This window comes from Algibacter sp. L3A6, assembly GCF_009796825.1.
In the GTDB taxonomy this organism is placed as follows: Bacteria; Bacteroidota; Bacteroidia; order Flavobacteriales; family Flavobacteriaceae; genus Algibacter.
The window spans coordinates 1-17,830 of record NZ_CP047030.1; the positions used below are offsets into that span (position 1 = coordinate 1).

At 33.2% G+C, this 17,830-nt stretch carries 17 protein-coding genes; 11 read left to right on the forward strand and 6 right to left on the reverse strand.

Annotated elements, in window-relative coordinates; all coding sequences use genetic code 11:
- Window positions 1-99 precede the first annotated feature (99 nt).
- From dnaA to GQR98_RS00015, 3 genes are read left to right on the forward strand one after another with little or no spacing between them, the layout of a single operon-like run.
- Complete coding sequence (gene dnaA / locus GQR98_RS00005; RefSeq protein WP_159017702.1) at window positions 100-1,527, forward strand: chromosomal replication initiator protein DnaA; 1,428 nt, start codon at window positions 100-102, stop codon at window positions 1,525-1,527.
- A gap of 12 nt (window positions 1,528-1,539) precedes the next feature.
- Complete coding sequence (locus GQR98_RS00010; protein ID WP_233268053.1) at window positions 1,540-1,995, forward strand: low molecular weight protein-tyrosine-phosphatase; 456 nt, start codon at window positions 1,540-1,542, stop codon at window positions 1,993-1,995.
- 1 nt (window position 1,996) lies between these two features.
- Window positions 1,997-2,713: an SAM-dependent methyltransferase gene (locus GQR98_RS00015; protein WP_159017703.1), complete on the forward strand. Its 717-nt coding sequence runs from the start codon at window positions 1,997-1,999 to the stop codon at window positions 2,711-2,713.
- Window positions 2,714-2,725: 12 nt separating this feature from the next.
- On the opposite strand, the gene GQR98_RS00020 is transcribed toward GQR98_RS00015, so the two are convergent.
- From GQR98_RS00020 to dapF, 5 genes are all read right to left on the reverse strand, one after another.
- Entirely contained in the window at window positions 2,726-3,388 is a 663-nt protein-coding gene (locus GQR98_RS00020) for a hypothetical protein (protein ID WP_042502847.1), read from the reverse strand.
- A 110-nt stretch (window positions 3,389-3,498) separates the two neighbouring features.
- Window positions 3,499-4,407, reverse strand: coding sequence for a DUF2279 domain-containing protein (locus tag GQR98_RS00025; protein WP_159017704.1), 909 nt, complete (start codon window positions 4,405-4,407; stop codon window positions 3,499-3,501).
- 2 nt (window positions 4,408-4,409) lie between these two features.
- Window positions 4,410-5,453 carry an endolytic transglycosylase MltG gene (gene mltG, locus GQR98_RS00030; RefSeq protein WP_159017705.1) on the reverse strand — a complete coding sequence of 348 codons (1,044 nt, stop codon included), beginning with the start codon at window positions 5,451-5,453 and terminating at the stop codon, window positions 4,410-4,412.
- Window positions 5,454-5,978, reverse strand: a complete 525-nt coding sequence (locus GQR98_RS00035; RefSeq protein WP_159017706.1) for a GNAT family N-acetyltransferase — start codon at window positions 5,976-5,978, stop codon at window positions 5,454-5,456. It abuts the gene before it with no gap.
- A complete protein-coding gene (gene dapF / locus GQR98_RS00040; RefSeq protein WP_159017707.1) occupies window positions 5,975-6,748 on the reverse strand; it encodes a diaminopimelate epimerase in 774 nt (257 codons plus the stop codon). Before dapF ends, GQR98_RS00035 begins: the two co-directional genes overlap by 4 nt.
- Window positions 6,749-7,069: 321 nt before the next feature.
- Here dapF and GQR98_RS00045 point away from each other — a divergent pair, with 321 nt between their 5' ends.
- The 6 genes from GQR98_RS00045 (at window position 7,070) to rplS (ending at window position 13,239) form a co-directional block, all read left to right on the forward strand.
- On the forward strand, window positions 7,070-8,479 hold the full coding sequence (locus tag GQR98_RS00045; RefSeq protein WP_159017708.1) for a trypsin-like peptidase domain-containing protein: 1,410 nt from the start codon (window positions 7,070-7,072) through the stop codon (window positions 8,477-8,479).
- Window positions 8,480-8,683: 204 nt separating this feature from the next.
- Window positions 8,684-10,132 (forward strand): glyceraldehyde-3-phosphate dehydrogenase, encoded by a 1,449-nt coding sequence (locus GQR98_RS00050; protein WP_159017709.1) that lies wholly within the window; start codon window positions 8,684-8,686, stop codon window positions 10,130-10,132.
- A gap of 133 nt (window positions 10,133-10,265) precedes the next feature.
- On the forward strand, window positions 10,266-10,880 hold the full coding sequence (locus GQR98_RS00055) for a hypothetical protein (RefSeq protein ID WP_042502859.1): 615 nt from the start codon (window positions 10,266-10,268) through the stop codon (window positions 10,878-10,880).
- A gap of 138 nt (window positions 10,881-11,018) precedes the next feature.
- Entirely contained in the window at window positions 11,019-11,696 is a 678-nt protein-coding gene (gene trmD / locus GQR98_RS00060) for a tRNA (guanosine(37)-N1)-methyltransferase TrmD (RefSeq protein ID WP_159017710.1), read from the forward strand.
- A gap of 116 nt (window positions 11,697-11,812) precedes the next feature.
- A complete protein-coding gene (locus tag GQR98_RS00065) occupies window positions 11,813-12,538 on the forward strand; it encodes a tRNA-uridine aminocarboxypropyltransferase (protein ID WP_262885137.1) in 726 nt (241 codons plus the stop codon).
- Between the two features lie 350 nt (window positions 12,539-12,888).
- Window positions 12,889-13,239, forward strand: a complete 351-nt coding sequence (rplS, locus tag GQR98_RS00070) for a 50S ribosomal protein L19 (protein WP_159017712.1) — start codon at window positions 12,889-12,891, stop codon at window positions 13,237-13,239.
- A gap of 780 nt (window positions 13,240-14,019) precedes the next feature.
- Here rplS and GQR98_RS00075 read toward each other — a convergent pair.
- Window positions 14,020-15,606, reverse strand: a complete 1,587-nt coding sequence (locus GQR98_RS00075) for a solute:sodium symporter family transporter (protein WP_159021041.1) — start codon at window positions 15,604-15,606, stop codon at window positions 14,020-14,022.
- Window positions 15,607-15,771: 165 nt separating this feature from the next.
- Between GQR98_RS00075 and GQR98_RS00080 the strand changes: the two genes are divergently transcribed.
- Together GQR98_RS00080 and galK are read left to right on the forward strand one after the other, a co-directional pair.
- Entirely contained in the window at window positions 15,772-16,650 is an 879-nt protein-coding gene (locus tag GQR98_RS00080) for an aldose 1-epimerase (protein WP_159017713.1), read from the forward strand.
- A gap of 17 nt (window positions 16,651-16,667) precedes the next feature.
- Window positions 16,668-17,816, forward strand: a complete 1,149-nt coding sequence (gene galK, locus GQR98_RS00085; RefSeq protein ID WP_159017714.1) for a galactokinase — start codon at window positions 16,668-16,670, stop codon at window positions 17,814-17,816.
- The last annotated feature ends 14 nt before the right edge of the window (window positions 17,817-17,830 follow it).

Sequence of the window (17,830 nt, forward strand, 5' to 3'; positions counted from 1 at the left end):
TTTAAGAATTTTGTTCACATCTTTGCCAAGCACAAAATGGAGGGATATGGAAATTCGTTTTTTCATCCATAAAATTAACAAACAACAAGAGTCTTTAAAATGAGTATAACTGCGCAAACGGTATGGAATAATTGTCTAGAATTCATAAAGGATAATATTCAACCGCAAGCTTATAAAACCTGGTTTGAACCAATAATAGCAGTTAAACTAACTGATAATGCTTTAAGCATTCAGGTGCCCAGTAAGTTCTTCTACGAATGGTTAGAAGAGCACTATGTTAAGATTTTAAAAGTATCCCTAACTAAAGAATTAGGTGAAAAAGCCAAGCTAGTTTACATTATTAAAATGGAAAACACGTATGGCAACAAACAACCTTTTACAGAGAGAATTCCGAGTTCTAACAGAAGTGGTTTAAAATCACAAGATGTAGACATTCCTTTAAACAATAAAAATCCAGAATTACGTAATCCGTTTGTAATTCCAGGAATTAGAAATGTAAAAATAGAGTCGCAATTAAACCCTAATTACAGTTTCGAAAACTTTTTAGAAGGTGATTCTAACCGTTTAGCTCGAAGTGCAGGATTAGCTGTAGCGGCTAAGCCAGGTGGAACATCTTTTAACCCATTATTAATTTTCGGCGGTGTTGGTTTAGGTAAAACACATTTAGCGCACGCTATTGGTGTTGATATTAAAGATAAATATCCTGAAAAAACGGTTTTATATATTTCTGCTGAAAAATTTACGCAACAATATATAGATTCTGTAAAGAAAAATAATAGAAACGATTTTATTCATTTCTATCAAATTATAGATGTTTTAATTATTGATGATGTGCAATTCCTAACGGGGAAAACAGGAACACAAGATGTTTTCTTTCACATTTTTAATCATTTACATCAAAATGGAAAACAAGTGATATTAACAAGTGATAAAGCACCTGTTGATATGCAAGATATTGAACAACGTTTATTATCTCGTTTTAAATGGGGACTTTCAGCAGAGTTACAACATCCTGATTTTGAAACACGTGTTTCTATCTTAAAGAATAAATTATATCGTGATGGTGTTGAAATGCCTGATGACATTATAGACTATGTTGCTAAAAACATAAAAACTAATGTTCGTGAATTAGAAGGCGCTATAATTTCTTTAATAGCACAATCATCTTTCAACAAAAAAGAAATCACTATTGATTTAGCAAGAACTATTGTTGAGAAGTTTGTAAAAAACACAAAACGCGAAGTTTCTATAGATTACATTCAAAAAGTAGTATCGGATTATTTCCAAATGGATATCGATACACTACAATCTAAAACTAGAAAACGCCATATTGTACAAGCCAGACAATTAGCTATGTTCTTTGCTAAGAAATTAACAAAAGCATCATTAGCAAGTATTGGTTCTCAAATAGGCAAACGCGATCACGCAACCGTTTTACACGCATGTAAAACTGTAGACAACTTATCTTCAACAGATAAACAATTTAAAAAATACGTTGAAGACATTTCTAAAAAACTTTCTGTTTAAAACTGTTTTAAAATGACTAAAATTCTGATGGTATGCTTGGGAAACATTTGTCGTTCTCCACTTGCCGAAGGTATTTTAAGAGCCAAACTACCAAAACATTTTATTGTAGACTCTGCAGGAACCGCAAATTACCATACCGGTAATGCACCAGATCCTCGTTCTATTGCTGTAGCTAAAAAGTATGGCATAAATATTTCAAACTTAAGAGGAAGGCAATTTTCGGTTTCCGATTTTGATACCTTCGATCTTATTTATGTTATGGACGACTCTAACTACAACAACGTTATAAAATTGGCGAGAAACAATGAAGATATCTCTAAAGTAAACTTCATTTTAAACGAAATTTACCCAGCTCAAGATTTTAATGTACCAGATCCTTATTACGGAGGAACTAATGGATTTGAGAACATTTACAACATGCTAAATGAAGCGTGTATAACTATTGCCCATAATTTAACTTCGGAATAAAATGACATCTGCTATAGGCCAACTTTATTTAATACCAACCACTTTAGGAGACAACAATCCGCTTGATGTTTTACCTATAACTGTAAAAAATACTATAGATAAAATAGATGTTTTTATTGTTGAAAATGAAAAAACAGCACGTCGATTTATAAAGAAGATATGTCCAGAAAAATCGCAACCCACTTTACAGTTGTTTCTATTAAACAAACGTACAGAAGCTAGTGAGTTACCAGCGTTTTTAAATCCATGTTTAACGGGTATTAATGTGGGTCTTCTATCTGAAGCAGGTTGCCCTGGTGTTGCAGATCCAGGAGCTGATGTTGTAAAAATAGCACATGAGAAAAATATAAAAGTAGTACCACTTGTTGGACCATCGTCTATTTTAATGGCCATGATGAGTTCTGGCATGAACGGACAGAGCTTTGCTTTTAACGGCTACTTACCTATCGATAAAGCTGAGCGCAAAGCCGAAATTAAGCGCTTAGAACGCTTATCTTTCGAACACAATCAATCTCAGTTATTTATTGAAACTCCGTATAGAAACAACAAAATGCTAGAAGATTTAAGTAGTATTTTAGAGAAAAACACAGATATCTGTGTGGCTTGTGATATTACTTTAGACACCGAGTTTATAAAAACTAAAAATGCCGCAGCATGGCAAAAAAATAGCGTTGACCTTCATAAAAGACCAACGCTATTCATTATACATAAAAGCTAATTTAAACCCCTTTTAGATTGCTTTTGCACGTCTATCTGGCTTAACAAATGAAGTGTCGTAACCAGAAAATCGCTTCATGTAATACTGTACTGTGGTTCCAAAACCATCAGCGAAGTTATCTAAACCATAACTCCTTAAATAAGTTTTAACACTGCCAGGACCTGCTAAATGTGCCGCTGCTAGAATACCAGATTCTGTAACTAACACACCGTTAATGCGGCGTCCTACAAAGTTTTTAATGTCACGTCGCAAAATCCATTTGTTTCTTGCAGCGTTGGCAATAAATGCCTTTTCTTGTAATTTAGGACTTTTTAAAAATGCCTCCGGATTATTAATCCCAATCATCTTTAAAGTTTCTGTCCCAAACTGATATTTGCCCAAATAACCAAAAGTATTTACAATAGCGTAATTACCTCTAGATTCTTTAAAGCCTATAGCTTCTTTAAATCCTACAAATGATTTTCCCAAAAATGGAGAAAACTCATTGTCCTCGTCGTTTGACAGTAAAATATCATCTTTGATACCTTCGTCAAGACTTACAGTATAATTTAACTCTAAGCCTGCTGTTGAATATTTACTTAAATCTACGATCGAATCATTTGATGAAAACGACACACTTAACACAATTACTGTAAAAAGTACCAAGACTAAGTAACTTGCAATATTCTTTGTCATAATGTCTAAATTCTTCAGTGAAATTACAATCTAAATTCACCTGAAATTTTGAGCGTGCAAAAGTACGGCTTTTTCTAAAACTAACAAAATTAATCGTTTAACGACACAAATCAAATGTACAATAGATGAAAAACACAGCCTTTTTTACCAAATTCGAGAGTTGGAAATGGTATTTTTATCATATTAAAAACACTAAAAACAGTTTTTAGAAAGGCTGAATTTGTTTTTATATGTTCTAAATCAAGATCAAGACTTAGGAAGACCTGCCTGTATCGTAAATCACTAATTAACAAACTATTAACATTACTACTTACACCAGCCAACATGCCCTCTCCACCGTAACCTACAGCTAGATTAAGCCATTTTGGAATCTTACTATCCTTAAAGAACGCATGCATGTTAGCACTAAGCCAATAGGTTTGCCCATTATAATCCTTTAACACCTCTTCTAATAGTCCGTTTCCAAGCTTATCTGGGTTTTGTTTAGCATATTTTGTTTGATGAAAACTGTATTTAAGCGCAATTCGTTGCTCTTTCCACAATAATTCTTGCCCAATATACAAACTTGTACCCGATGCATTTGCTAAAATATCACCCCAAGAAAAACCCCATTCTTCAGAATAACCATCCAGCATTTCTACAGCAGTAAGAAACCCAAAACCTAATGTAGCTCCATATAAAAGTTGATTTTTTTCACTTACACCATTCCAATTTAAAAGTTGTGCACCATGTTTCCCCATTTGGTAAGCAGAAAAGGCATGACCAAACTTATCCATTTGCAACCACTCATCATTATCATTTAAAGTATGGAATTTAGAACGCTCGTAATCGGCATACCATAATTGATTTAAACCAATTAAAGTAATGCTAGCAAGTGCAGCCTCACTATAAACCACAGCATTACGTCGTGATATATTTAAAGAATCACTAGGTATAAAGAAAGCGTTAAATCCCGTTTGAGCAAAAGCAACCGACGACACTAAAAGTAAAAATAGCGCGTACTTCACTTTAAAAGCCATCACTATTTATTAATACCTTGAGCAGATAAAAAACGTTGATATTCTCTAGCATTTACATTATGCTGTGCTAAAGTTTTAGCAAACTTATGAAAGCCAAACTTTTTAGCGTTTGCTGCAAAGTATAGATATTGATGCTTTTGGTAATTTAAAACCGCATCTATAGCCGAGATATCGGGCATGGCAATTAAACCCGGAGGTAAACCACGATTTTGGTAAGTATTATATGGAGACTCAATATCCTTATGCACATTTAAAACACGCTTAATTATTGTGTTTTTGTACTTAGGTAATTGATAAGCAGCAAATTTTAAAGTAGGATCGGCTTGTAAAGGCATACCAATTCTTAACCTATTCATGTACACACCTGCAATGGTTGGTTGCTCGCTAGCTTGCTTAGACTCCTCATAAACAATAGAGGCCAATGCAATTACTTCATTAGGTTCTAAACCAATAGCTTCAGCTTTTTTTGTTCTAGTAGCATTCCAAAAACGCTTATATTCTTTAAGCATTCTATTTCTAAAACCTTCTGCATCGGTGTTCCAGAAAACCTCGTAACTGTTAGGTAAATACATTCCTAAAGCTGTAGCTTCATTAAACTTGTTTTCAGCTAAAAACGTTTTATCCGTCATGGCTTTCAACAAAGACAAACTATCGGCTTCAATTTCCTTAGAAACCCGCCCTGCAAGTTTTTCTAAAGTAGACTGATTATTAAAAGACACTTTAATAGCTATATTACCACTTCTTATAGAATTAATAATATCATTATTAGTCATCCCTTTTTTTATAGCAAACTTCCCTGCTCTAATATTAGAGGTGTATTTTTTTTGTTCAGCTAAATCATCAAACGATTCAATATCGTCTAGTAAAGGCTCTAATTGACTTCTAACCTCGCTATAAGTTGCATTACTAGATATATAAACATAAGCCGTTTCATTATTAAAAGCCGTATTTGGCCTTAGCATTGCTTTGTAGACAAAGTTTGCAAAAAATGCGGCTACGAGAAGCCCAATAACAGCAAGAGCTATAAGTATTTTTTTTATGTACATTTAATTTTTAATAAGCTGAAATAAATATTCGTTTTTATAAGAACCATTAACATAGGTCCAATCTTTTTTTAATCCAATTTGTTCGAACCCCTGATTCGTAAACAATTTGATACTCGTAGTATTTCCTTCGGAAATATTACAATATAACTGATGAAGATCCAAATGTGTAAAACTGTAGTTGATCAATAAAGCCAAAGCTTCCTTACCTGCTCCTTTACTCCTATTTACTTCATCTTTAATTAAAACCCCAATACCAGCACGACCATTTTTAAAATCGAAATCGAACAAATCAATTAAGCCAATAGCTTTATTTTCATTTGTAGAAATCACCAAACGCAGTTGCTTTACATCGTAAATATCTCGGTGAGCTTCCTCTAAATATTGCTTTATTAAAAACTTAGAATATGGCGTTTGTGTATTACTAATTTCCCAAACAGCCTCGTCGTTTTCTACAGCATGAATAAATTCTAAATCCTCAGGCTCTAAAGCGCGCAAATAGATATGTTCGCCTTTTAGAGTTATCATATATCGCCTTTAAATACAAATTTTGCAGGACCAATAAGCCAAACATTTTTGTAAACACCATTGTCAACATCGAAACTTACTTTCAATTTTCCGCCCTGAACATTTAATTTTATCAAGGTTTCTGTAGTTTCATTTATTGCATGCATGGCAATAGCAACGGCAGTTACACCTGTTCCACAAGATAAAGTTTCATCTTCTACACCACGCTCGTAAGTACGTACTCTAAACACTTCATCATTTACCTTTTTTACAAAATTCACGTTTGTACCTTCAGTAAAATAAGGCTCGCCATTTCTAATTTTAGAACCTTTTTCCTTAATATCGAAATATTCAATAGCATCTTCAAATTGCACATGGTGTGGCGATCCGGTATTTAAAAACACATGATTATCAAACTTTTCTACTACATCAACATCCAACATTTGTAACTTCACAATATCGCCTTCAATTTCAGCATGATGTAAACCATCTATAGCTTCAAATACAGCCTTATCTTCAATAACACCCAAATGTTTTGCAAAAGCAACCAAACAGCGACCTCCATTTCCACACATGGTACTTTCGTTACCATCGGCATTATAATACACCATTTTAAAATCTAGCGTATCATGATTTTCCAGAAGAATAAGTCCGTCTGCTCCTATCCCAAAACGTCTATCGCACAAAAAAGCAATATTTTTGGTATCTCTTTTATTGAACGCTTGCTGACGGTTATCAACCATCACAAAATCGTTCCCTGTTCCTTGATATTTATAAAAAGTCTGTTGCATAATATGTGAACAAATATATGAATAAAGAATGTAATTTTCCGTTCAGTAATTGAGGAAATAATGTAGAAAAACGCAAAATTAAAACAACAAACAGTTTTTAACTTCACAATACAATTTAAGCGTCTAAAACCATATTAAAACATTAATTACAAATATCTTAATTCTAAAAACTAACAGAACAACACGCTTTACCGCTCTGTTAAACAGGCGTTAAAGTGCACGTTAAAAATCGTTAAAAATAAATTTCATGTTCTGTAAATAATTAATTTTAATTGTTCAATAGATGGAACACGATTTTAAACACTCAAAATTATAGATTATATGAAGAAGATTTTAACCTTAGTAATGGTATCCGTATTAGGAGGTGTTATAACTCTTGGTGCTTACAAAGTTTTTTTAGAAAAAGACAACACCGTAGTTGTTGCAGCAAATAGCGAGCAACCTACTTTTTTACCAACAAATAATTTAAACATGGCGCTTAACGCTGCCGAAAACACCGATTTTACAACTGCCGCAGATAATACGGTTCACGCTGTGGTACACGTAAAAAACGTAACTATTAGCTCTGGACAAATGACCTTGCAAGATTTCTTTTCAGGAAGAAGCCCTCAACGCGCGCAAATGGGTACAGGTTCTGGGGTAATTATTAATGCCGACGGATATATTGTTACCAATAACCACGTTATTAAAAACGCCAGCGAACTTTCAGTTACATTAAACAACAATAAAACGTATACTGCTGAAGTTGTTGGAACCGATCCAAAAACCGATATCGCTTTATTAAAAATTGATGCCGATGAAGATTTACCTTATGTTACTTTTGGAGATTCTGATGGTGTGCAAATTGGCGAATGGGTTTTAGCTGTTGGTAACCCGTTCAACCTAACCTCTACCGTAACTGCAGGAATAATAAGTGCAAAATCTAGAGATTTAACAGGGCAAAGTTCTCAATCGTTTTTACAAACTGATGCAGCCGTAAACCCAGGAAACTCCGGTGGAGCACTAGTAAACACTAATGGAGAATTAATTGGTATTAACACGGCAATTTCATCTCAAACTGGTTCTTACGTTGGGTATTCTTTTGCTGTGCCAAGTAATATTGCACGTAAAGTTATTGAAGATATTATGGAATTTGGTAACGTACAAAATGGCGTATTAGGCATACAAGGCGGAACTTTTAATAGCGCTGTAGCGGAAGAAATGGGTGTAAATTACGCCGAAGGTGTTTATGTTGCCGAAGTAATAAAAAACTCTGGAGCCGAAAAAGCTGGTATTAAAAAAGGCGATGTTATTAAGAAATTAGACAATATCGAGATTTCTAAATTTGAAGATTTAAGCGGGTACATTAAAACGAAACGCCCCAACGATGTAATTAATGTAGAATTATACAGAAAGAACGATTTAAAATCGGTGTCGGTAACCTTAACAAAAACTGAAATATTTACCGTTAACTTCATGAAAATGGATTTACAAGATTTATCAGATTCTTTTAAGGAGAAATATCAAATAGATTACGGCGTAATTATTAAGAATACAGAAAACAAATGGTTGTATTCTAACTTAGGAATTACTGAAGGTTATATTATTACTGGAATTAACGATACTAAAATTGAAAGCATAGATGATATTTCAAAACTGAAAGATAAATATGGTGAAGATATTTTGGATAACATTAAAAAACTAGAATATATAAATACAAGAAAAGAAAGAAAAGAAGTTCTTTTTAAATAAAAATTGTTTGAATTTGTGTTAGTGAAACCTCTTTAAAGCGTAAAGCTTTAAAGAGGTTTCTTTTTTGCTTTACATTATATATTTAAGTGTAAAAACTAAGGAGATAACAGGGAAATTTCAGAAGAAAAAAAATCATAAAACAGTCTACGAAAACGTTTGAAATATGATATTTTTGCAAAAAACTACAACTAAACTATTTAAATTATGTCCTTTAACAAAACTTATGAAAAGGAATTAGCATTTCAGGCCGACAGACGTCGAGCTACTGTAGAATTCATTAAAATTATTAGTGATCTCTGGTACGATAAATCTATAGAACTGGTTCTTTTTAGAAACCAACTTATAGACCGTAATGTGAGTCAGATTTTAAATCTTCATGAATATGCTGGTAAATTTGTACAAAAGCCAATTTCCGTTTTCGACTCGGTAGAAATTGCGCAAGCCATTAAAACGCTCGATGTGCCACCAGCAAAACTGGACATTGGTAAACTAACTTTCGAGTTTCAATCAGAAGACAACAAGTATAATAACGCCACAGCATTTGTTGCTTCAAAATTGAAAGACGCTCATAAAAACGGAAGTATTGATCCCAAAAACGTGATACTTTATGGTTTTGGTAGAATTGGCCGTTTGGTAGCCCGAGAACTTATGGCCAAAACAGGCCAAGGGAACCAAATGCGTTTACGTGCTATTGTAACCCGCGGAACTATTGATGCACAAATTTTAGAAAAACGTGCTGCGCTTTTACGTAATGATTCTGTACATGGAGATTTTTCTGGAACCGTTTCTATTGATGTTAAAAACGAAGCTTTAATTATTAATGGCACTACTGTAAAAATCATTTCAGCTAATAACCCGGAAGATATTGACTATACCGAATTTGGTATAGACAACGCTTTAGTTATTGATAACACCGGTGCTTTTAGAGACAAAGAAGCTTTAAGCAGACATTTAAAATCTAAAGGTATCGATAAAGTATTGCTTACTGCACCAGGAAAGGGAATACCAAATATTGTATACGGTGTAAACCATAAAGAGAATAACCCAGACAAGCATGCTATTTTCTCAGCCGCATCGTGCACAACCAATGCCATTACGCCTATTTTAAAAGTTATGGAAGATTCTTTTGGTATAAAAAGTGGCCACTTAGAAACCATTCAGGCCTATACAAACGATCAAAATTTAGTCGATAATTTCCACGGAAAATACCGTCGTGGTCGTGCAGCCGCATTAAATATGGTAATTACAGAAACTGGTGCTGGCACTGCAGTTTCTAAAGCTTTACCAAGTTTAGAAGGCAAGCTAACATCGAACGCCATCCGTGTGCCTGTACCTAACGGATCTTTGGCCATTTTAAATTTAGAACTTGAAAAAGAAACATCGCTTCAGGCTGTAAATACTATTTTAAAGAAATATGCTTTGGAAGGTGATTTAGTTGAACAAATAAAATATGAGTTAAGTGATGAGTTAGTATCTAGTGATATTGTGGGTTGTTCTGCCCCTTCTATTTACGATAGTAAAGCCACTATTGTTAGAAAAGACGGCAAAAACATCCTGCTTTATATATGGTATGATAATGAATATGGCTATAGCCATCAAGTTATTAGGTTGGCTAAATATATTTCTAAAGTTAGAAGGTTTACCTATTATTAGAATAAAACATCTAAAATAAAATGTTACCCGTATATAAATTAGCCTCATTTTAATGAGGCTTTTTAACTAATTATAAGCATATTTTCATAACTTCGTAAACCGAATTCAACCCATAAAAAAATTATTCTTAGAAATGAATTTTACTAAACAACTGTTCTTCATAGCCTGCGCGTTTTTATTAACGCTTTCGTCTTTTTCTCAAACCAATGCAACACAAGAAGAAGATAAATTATCTTTAAATAGCGGCTCAATAGATAACCAGTTTGAATTTGTTATCCGTCGTTCTAACAGCTGGCAAGATTATAAAACCGTAAAGAAAACATGGCTTTACACGCTTAAAGCACATACTTTAGATTCGTTAAAAGCAGTGCATAAAGACTTAGTAGACACCCAATTGGTGGTTAAAAATCAAGCAAAAGAAATTGCTGATTTGAAACTAAACCTTTCTAACACGCAAACAGACTTAGAAAAAACAAATACCGAAAAAAACAACATGGCTTTATTTGGTTTACAAATGAGTAAATCGAGCTACAACGTGCTTATGTGGTCTATTATTGGTGGGTTATTAGCTTTTCTACTTTTCTTTATCTACAAGTTTAATAATAGTAACGCGATTACTCGTGCTGCAAAGAAAAGCTTAGCAGAAACAGAAGAGGAATTTGAAGAGCACAGAAAAACAGCTCTAGAACGTGAGCAAAAAGTACGTCGCCAATTGCAAGACGAAATAAATAAGCAGAAAAAAGCTTAAACGCTTCAGTATAAAATATTTAAAATCCGTAATCTTTATTACGGATTTTTTTTGTGCCAAACTTTAATGGTGATGCTCTAAAACTAAATTAAAAATACCAAACAATTCATTTATCTTTGTGGAAGATAAAAACAAGCCATGCGTATAGATATTATTACCGTTTTACCAGAATTATTAAAAAGTCCGTTTGAAGCTTCTATTCTAAAACGTGCCATTGAAGCCGATTTAGTAGAAGTTCATTTTCATAATTTACGCGATTACACTACCGATAACTATAAATCTATCGATGATACTCAGTTTGGTGGTGGTGCAGGTATGGTAATGATGGTAGAACCTATTGATAAATGTATTTCTGCATTAAAAGAACAACGTGAATACGACGAGGTGATTTACATGACACCCGATGGTGAAACCTTAAAGCAAGGTATTGCTAACCATTTATCGATGCATGAAAATATTATTATTCTGTGCGGACATTATAAAGGTGTAGATCAACGTGTCCGTGATCAATTTATTACACGCGAAATTTCTATTGGAGATTATGTGCTTTCTGGAGGAGAACTTGGAGCAGCTGTACTTTGTGACGCAATAATTAGATTAATACCAGGGGTTTTGGGTAATGAAACTTCTGCCCTAACTGATTCTTTTCAAGATAATTTATTAGCGCCTCCTATTTATACAAAACCTAGAGAATATAAAGGATGGAAAGTTCCTGAATTACTATTTAGTGGCAATTTCCCTAAAATTGAAAAATGGAGAGAAGAGCAAGCTTACGAACGTACTAAAAAATTGAGACCCGATTTATTGGATGAATAAGAAGGTTGTCGTGCATACTTTAGTTGTGACTTGTAAATAGGAAAAACCCAATGCGCAAAAAGTAGATAGACAATTCGATCAATTTTAAAAATTGAAAAACAAAAACGATTCCCATATTGCAATCAGAAATAACAAACCCAAGAATAACATGTTACAAGTGCATGAGACCTTCAAGTACATGTATTTGCGAGCACATTAGTCCTTTAATGACTAAAACTCGTTTTATTATTCTTATGCATCCTAAGGAATACAAAAAGGAAAAAAGTGGAACGGGGCATATAACGAATCTTCAACTTGAAAATTCAGAAATTATAGTTGGTGTTGATTTCACCAATAATAAGCGTGTAAACGACATACTGGCTAAAGAAAACAGTTCTTCTTTTTTACTTTACCCAGGGAAAGATAATTTCAACTTATCGATAAGAGAAAGTTTAGAAATAAATTCTTTTATGGGCAATAATGCAAACCTATTTCTTATTGACGGCACCTGGCCTTGCGCTCGTAAAATGCTTAAACTAAGCAGGAACTTGCAGAAATTAAAAAGAGTGAGTTTTGATAATACAATAAAATCAAAATTTATTATCAAGCAACAACCAGAATCTCTTTGCCTTAGTACTATTGAGTCGGTTTACACGGTATTAAATTTACTTAAGAATGGTGATTTAGAAGAATGCGACACAAAGTACTTTCTTGTTCCTTTTGAAAAAATGATTGAGCATCAACTGGAATATATGCTAAATCCAAATAATAAAAACTATTACTCTACTGCGAATAAAGCGATTACTCCTAAAACGATGTATAAGAAGAATACGGAAAGGAATATTATTTTTGAACAAGAATAGATGCAATATCTCTATTGATAGTTTTAGACCTTTCGGGGAGCCAAATGTTAGTAGGTAGTTGTGTTAAGGATAGCAGCGGCATCCTTTTTGAGAAACTTAAAACAGACTGAATTTATTATTGATAACTATACTTTTAAAAAGAAGAAAACCATAGCACCATAGCTAAAACCTTCTCAAAAAGATATAGCGGATGGCCTGACCTGCAAGGGAACACCCTAATTGGAGTTTTAAATTTAATATTTTAATTGTGGGTTTTAAAATATTAAGTATCTTTGCAGCCAATTTCGGGTTAACCTCTGGCGAGAATCGTGAATGTTGTTCTGAATTAATAATTAAATAAATATAAAGATATGGAATCTTTAGTAAAATTTGTTCAAGACGAGTTTGTAACAAAAAAAGATTTTCCGGAGTTTGGAGCTGGAGACACAATTACTGTATTCTACGAAATTAAAGAGGGTACTAAAACACGTACACAGTTCTTTAGAGGAGTAGTAATTCAAAGAAGAGGATCAGGTTCTTCTGAAACTTTTACAATTAGAAAAATGTCTGGTACTATTGGGGTAGAACGTATTTTCCCTGTTAATTTACCTGCATTACAAAAGATAGAAGTTAACAAACGTGGTAAAGTACGTAGAGCTAGAATCTACTACTTCAGAGGTTTAACTGGTAAGAAAGCTAGAATTACTGAACGTAGACGTTAATTGCAAAACACTGTTTTACAGTAAGTTAAAAGCCTTAAGATTTATCTTAAGGCTTTTTTTATTAACAAATGTTAATAACCTAAGTTCATAAATTGTTGATAACTAGAGGCTTAAAAAATTTTAAATTTCGTATTGTGGTTGTATCTTAGCTGTAAGGATAATGACAATGAAAGTTGGTTTCACTTCAACACTGAATTTACATTTAATTCTAAATAAGATAACGTTCTTACAAATTATTGTTTTTTAAGATTTTGTTACTTCAGGTGTATGCGTGAGTAGCAAAAAAAAAGGACATTGTAAAACACCAAATGCCACATGGCAAGCGGTTTTAATAATGGACTACTTATAATAAGACATGAAAACGAAGGTTTAAATGAATTTTATAAGTTGTGTTAATTGTGAAATACCAGCGAAAGCGAACCATCACCTTTTAACATCTAGAAAAACAATTACCACGATATATTAGTGTAATAGGTCAATACATTTTGAAATTACAGTAGTATATCAATTGAAATAGCAAACTTGAATTGAATAGGTTTTGATGAAAATTCGAATCGACTTAGTGAAATATTACTAAATTCAAGAAAACAAGAAAACTATTTCAAAAAAGCCATATCAAAGGAGATTAAGTTCTGCAGTGATATGGCTTTTGTTTTTTATAGCTTTTGGGTCTATACCTCTACTCTAGTTTATGCAACCCGATATAAGCGTTCTTAATACTACATAAAAAGAAAAAGCGCTCACTTAACATGAACGCTTTTTAATAATCTTATAGTTTCTCTATGAGAAATACATGTAAATACCAATTACGATAACGCAGATCGCAATACCAACGGTTTTTAAATGTTTCCATGGTGTAATATCAACTTGTTTTGTAAACTCTAATACAAAAGCTTCTTTACGCGGATACAGTTTACCAATGATTAACATGATAATTACATTAAGAACAAACAAAATAGCCATTACGTGTAAAAAATGCGGATAGTTATCGGCACCTACTACAAATGGTTTTACTACAAACTGACTTAAACTATACAGCACAACTCCAGAAATAATTGCCACTTTTGCTGCTATTGCAGGTACATACTTTGTTAAATATCCAACCACAATAATAGTTAAGATAGGAATACTGTAACAACCGTTTACTTCTTGCAAGTATCCAAATAATCCGTCGGGAGCATTTGCAATTAAAGGCGCAATACACATGGATAAAATCGCTAAAGCAATTCCAAAAGATTTTCCTGCAAATACAGTTTGCTTTTCGGTTGCTTCTTTATTAATGTGAGATTTGTAAATATCGATTCCGAATAATGTTACTGAACTGTTTAATGCTGAATTAAAAGAACTTAAAATAGCCCCAAACAAAACAGCTGCAAAGAAACCTACTAAGCCCGCTGGCAACACCTCTGTTACTAATCTTGGGTAAGCTTCATCTGGATTTTCTAAAGTATCACCAAACATATGGAAAGCGATAATACCTGGTAAAACAACAATTAATGGCCCGAGTATTTTTATTCCCGATGCTAATAACAATCCTTTCTGGCCTTCTTTTAAGTTTTTAGCTCCTAAAGCACGCTGTATAATCGCTTGATTGGTTCCCCAATAAAACAACTGTACTAGCATCATCCCTGTAAAAATTGTTCCAAAAGGAATAGCCGACTCCGGACCTCCTAAAGCTTTAAATTTATCAGGATTGGTTTCCATTAAAGTTGATACACCATCACCTATACTTCCTTCTCCAATAGCTAACAATCCAAAAAATGGAATTAATAGCCCACCAATTAACAAACCGACAGCGTTTATAGTATCAGACACGGCAACTGCTTTTAAACCACCAAATATAGCATAAACAGAACCTATAATACCAATACCCCAAACGGTAATCCAAAGTGCGGTCGTTTTAGAAACTCCTAACATGTCTGGCACATTAAACATTGAGTTAATTGCTAAAGCTCCAGAATAAAGTACAATAGGTAATAGCACAACTACGTAACCACTTAAAAACAAACCAGATGTAATGGTTTTGGTCATTTTATCGTAACGTTTTTCTAAAAACTGAGGTACAGTGGTTATACCACCTTTTAAATATCTTGGTAATAAAAACACAGCCGTTACAACCATAGCGATAGCTGCTAATGTCTCCCAAGCCATAACTAAAATTCCTTCTTTAAAAGCCGACCCGTTTAAACCAACTATTTGCTCTGTAGATAAATTAGTTAGTAATAAAGATCCAGCAATTACAACGCCTGTTAAACTTCTTCCTCCTAAAAAATATCCATCAGAGGAATCTTCGTTCGATTTTCGTGTTGCTAAATAAGATATAATAGCAACCAAGGCAGTAAAGCCTAAAAATGATATAATTTGCATCATACGTTTGTGCGGTTTAGTTTAATTTAAAATTCAAATATATTCAAAAAAATAAGAACACAACTCATTATTAATTGTAAAAAATACATTTATTTTTAATAAATCTCTTGTATTTGTGAGTCTAGTTTCTATATTTGTAAAACCAATTACCTTAAACAAAACATTTTGTACAGCATAAAACACAGTCAGTCAGTACTTGAAATAGAAAATTCAAGCAAAACCGTTTTCGCTAAAATTTTCTTAAACGATGGTGCAAGCCTTCAAGAATTAAAACTTTTTGGACAAACTTTAATAAAAAACTTAAGTCCTTTAGACTATAAAAACACCTATGCATCGTCCATTCTTTTTCCTTTTGCAAATAGAATAAAAGACGGTACTTACACATACAACAACGAAACTTATAAGTTTCCTGTTAATGAAGCACCAAATAATAATGCCTTGCACGGCTTAGTTTTTGATAAGACGTTTGATGTTATAGATGAAACAACTGCGGAGAATAGCGCTTCTGTAAAACTACTATATAAGGAAGATAAAAAATCTGAAGGTTTTCCGTTTACCTATTCTATTCAGTTAGAATATAGAATTACAGAAACTACATTAGATTTAAACGTAGAGGTAAAAAATACAGATAGTGAAACCTTTCCGTTTACCTTAGGCTGGCATCCTTATTTTTTAAGTAGTAATTTATCTGAAAGCTTACTATCTTTTGAAAGTACTAAAAAAATGGTTTTTAGCGATCGTATGATTACAACAGAAACCACTAACAATCCAGATCCGTCTGAAATGTTATTGAAAGATAAACAACTAGATGATTGTTGGGAGCTAGATAAAACCAAGATTGAGTTTGCAACACCTAATTACAATTTAAGCATAAACTCTTCCGAAGAAAATTGCTTTTTACAAGCTTATACTCCACCCCTAGTCAATGTAATTGCAATAGAACCAACAACAGGAGTTTCCGATAGTTTTAACAATAAAATTGGCCTAAAAACCTTAGCGCCAAATGCCACATACCAATTAGATTGGAACCTAAAACTAAACTAACGTAATACTAAGAAATTATGAACACAACTTTAGTGAACCAAATTAAACAGGAGTTTCTAGATAAATTTAATGAAGAACCTTTAATGGTTTTCTCGCCTGGAAGAATAAATATAATTGGTGAACATACCGATTATAACGATGGTTTTGTATTTCCAGCAGCTGTAAATAAAGGTATTATTGCTGCTATTAATAAAACGCAGAATAGCACATCGTCTGTTTCTGCATCCGATTTTAACGATACCATTTCCTTTTCAACAGACTCTATTGCTCCTATGGCAAAAGAAAGTTGGGGGAATTATGTTTTAGGTGTTATTGCAGAAATACAGAAATTAGGTAAAACCATCGAAAATTTTAATATGGTTTTTGGAGGCGATATTCCATCGGGTTCAGGCATGTCATCATCTGCTGCTTTAGAAAATAGTGTTGTTTTTGGTTTAAATGAATTGTTTAATCTTGGTTTGAGTAAAACTGAAATGATTTTTATTTCTCAAAAAGCAGAACATAATTACGTAGGTGTAAACTGTGGTATTATGGATCAATACGCGAGTATGTTTGGTATTAAAAACCATGCATTACTTTTGGATTGCCGTTCGATTGAAGCTAAACCTTTTGAAATTAATTTTGAAAATTATGAGCTCATGCTTATCAACACTAACGTGAAACATAGCTTATCTGATAGTGCTTACAATGATCGCCGCTCTGTTTGCGAGAGTATTTCTAAAATGCTTAACATAAAAGCCTTAAGAGATGCTAATGAAACTGATCTAGAAAAAGTAAAAGATAAAGTTACAGACGAAGATTACCAAAAAGCCTTATTTGTAATACAAGAAAATAACCGTGCAGAACAAGCATCTGCAGCCATGCAAAATGGTGATTTAAAAACGCTAGGGAAATTAATTTACGGATCGCACCATGGTTTACAACACCAATATAAAGTGAGTTGTGACGAATTGGATTTTCTAGTTGAAAGCGCAAAAAAGAATAATAATATTTTAGGCGCACGTATGATGGGTGGTGGCTTTGGTGGTTGCACTATAAATTTAATAGCTAAAAACGCCGTAGAAGATTTTAAAACTTCGGTAGCACCAGCCTATAAAAAAGCGTTCGATAAAGATTGTTCTATTTATACTGTTGAACTTTCAGACGGGACACACCTTATAAAATAATTCAAAATTAAAAA

Coding starts and splice junctions, on each gene's coding strand:
- dnaA (WP_159017702.1), top strand. CDS start 100: ATGAGTATAACTGCGCAAACGGTATGGAATAATTGTCTAGAATTCATA.
- GQR98_RS00010 (WP_233268053.1), top strand. CDS start 1,540: ATGACTAAAATTCTGATGGTATGCTTGGGAAACATTTGTCGTTCTCCA.
- GQR98_RS00015 (WP_159017703.1), top strand. CDS start 1,997: ATGACATCTGCTATAGGCCAACTTTATTTAATACCAACCACTTTAGGA.
- GQR98_RS00020 (WP_042502847.1), bottom strand. CDS start 3,388: ATGACAAAGAATATTGCAAGTTACTTAGTCTTGGTACTTTTTACAGTA.
- GQR98_RS00025 (WP_159017704.1), bottom strand. CDS start 4,407: ATGGCTTTTAAAGTGAAGTACGCGCTATTTTTACTTTTAGTGTCGTCG.
- mltG (WP_159017705.1), bottom strand. CDS start 5,453: ATGTACATAAAAAAAATACTTATAGCTCTTGCTGTTATTGGGCTTCTC.
- GQR98_RS00035 (WP_159017706.1), bottom strand. CDS start 5,978: ATGATAACTCTAAAAGGCGAACATATCTATTTGCGCGCTTTAGAGCCT.
- dapF (WP_159017707.1), bottom strand. CDS start 6,748: ATGCAACAGACTTTTTATAAATATCAAGGAACAGGGAACGATTTTGTG.
- GQR98_RS00045 (WP_159017708.1), top strand. CDS start 7,070: ATGAAGAAGATTTTAACCTTAGTAATGGTATCCGTATTAGGAGGTGTT.
- GQR98_RS00050 (WP_159017709.1), top strand. CDS start 8,684: ATGTCCTTTAACAAAACTTATGAAAAGGAATTAGCATTTCAGGCCGAC.
- GQR98_RS00055 (WP_042502859.1), top strand. CDS start 10,266: ATGAATTTTACTAAACAACTGTTCTTCATAGCCTGCGCGTTTTTATTA.
- trmD (WP_159017710.1), top strand. CDS start 11,019: ATGCGTATAGATATTATTACCGTTTTACCAGAATTATTAAAAAGTCCG.
- rplS (WP_159017712.1), top strand. CDS start 12,889: ATGGAATCTTTAGTAAAATTTGTTCAAGACGAGTTTGTAACAAAAAAA.
- GQR98_RS00075 (WP_159021041.1), bottom strand. CDS start 15,606: ATGCAAATTATATCATTTTTAGGCTTTACTGCCTTGGTTGCTATTATA.
- galK (WP_159017714.1), top strand. CDS start 16,668: ATGAACACAACTTTAGTGAACCAAATTAAACAGGAGTTTCTAGATAAA.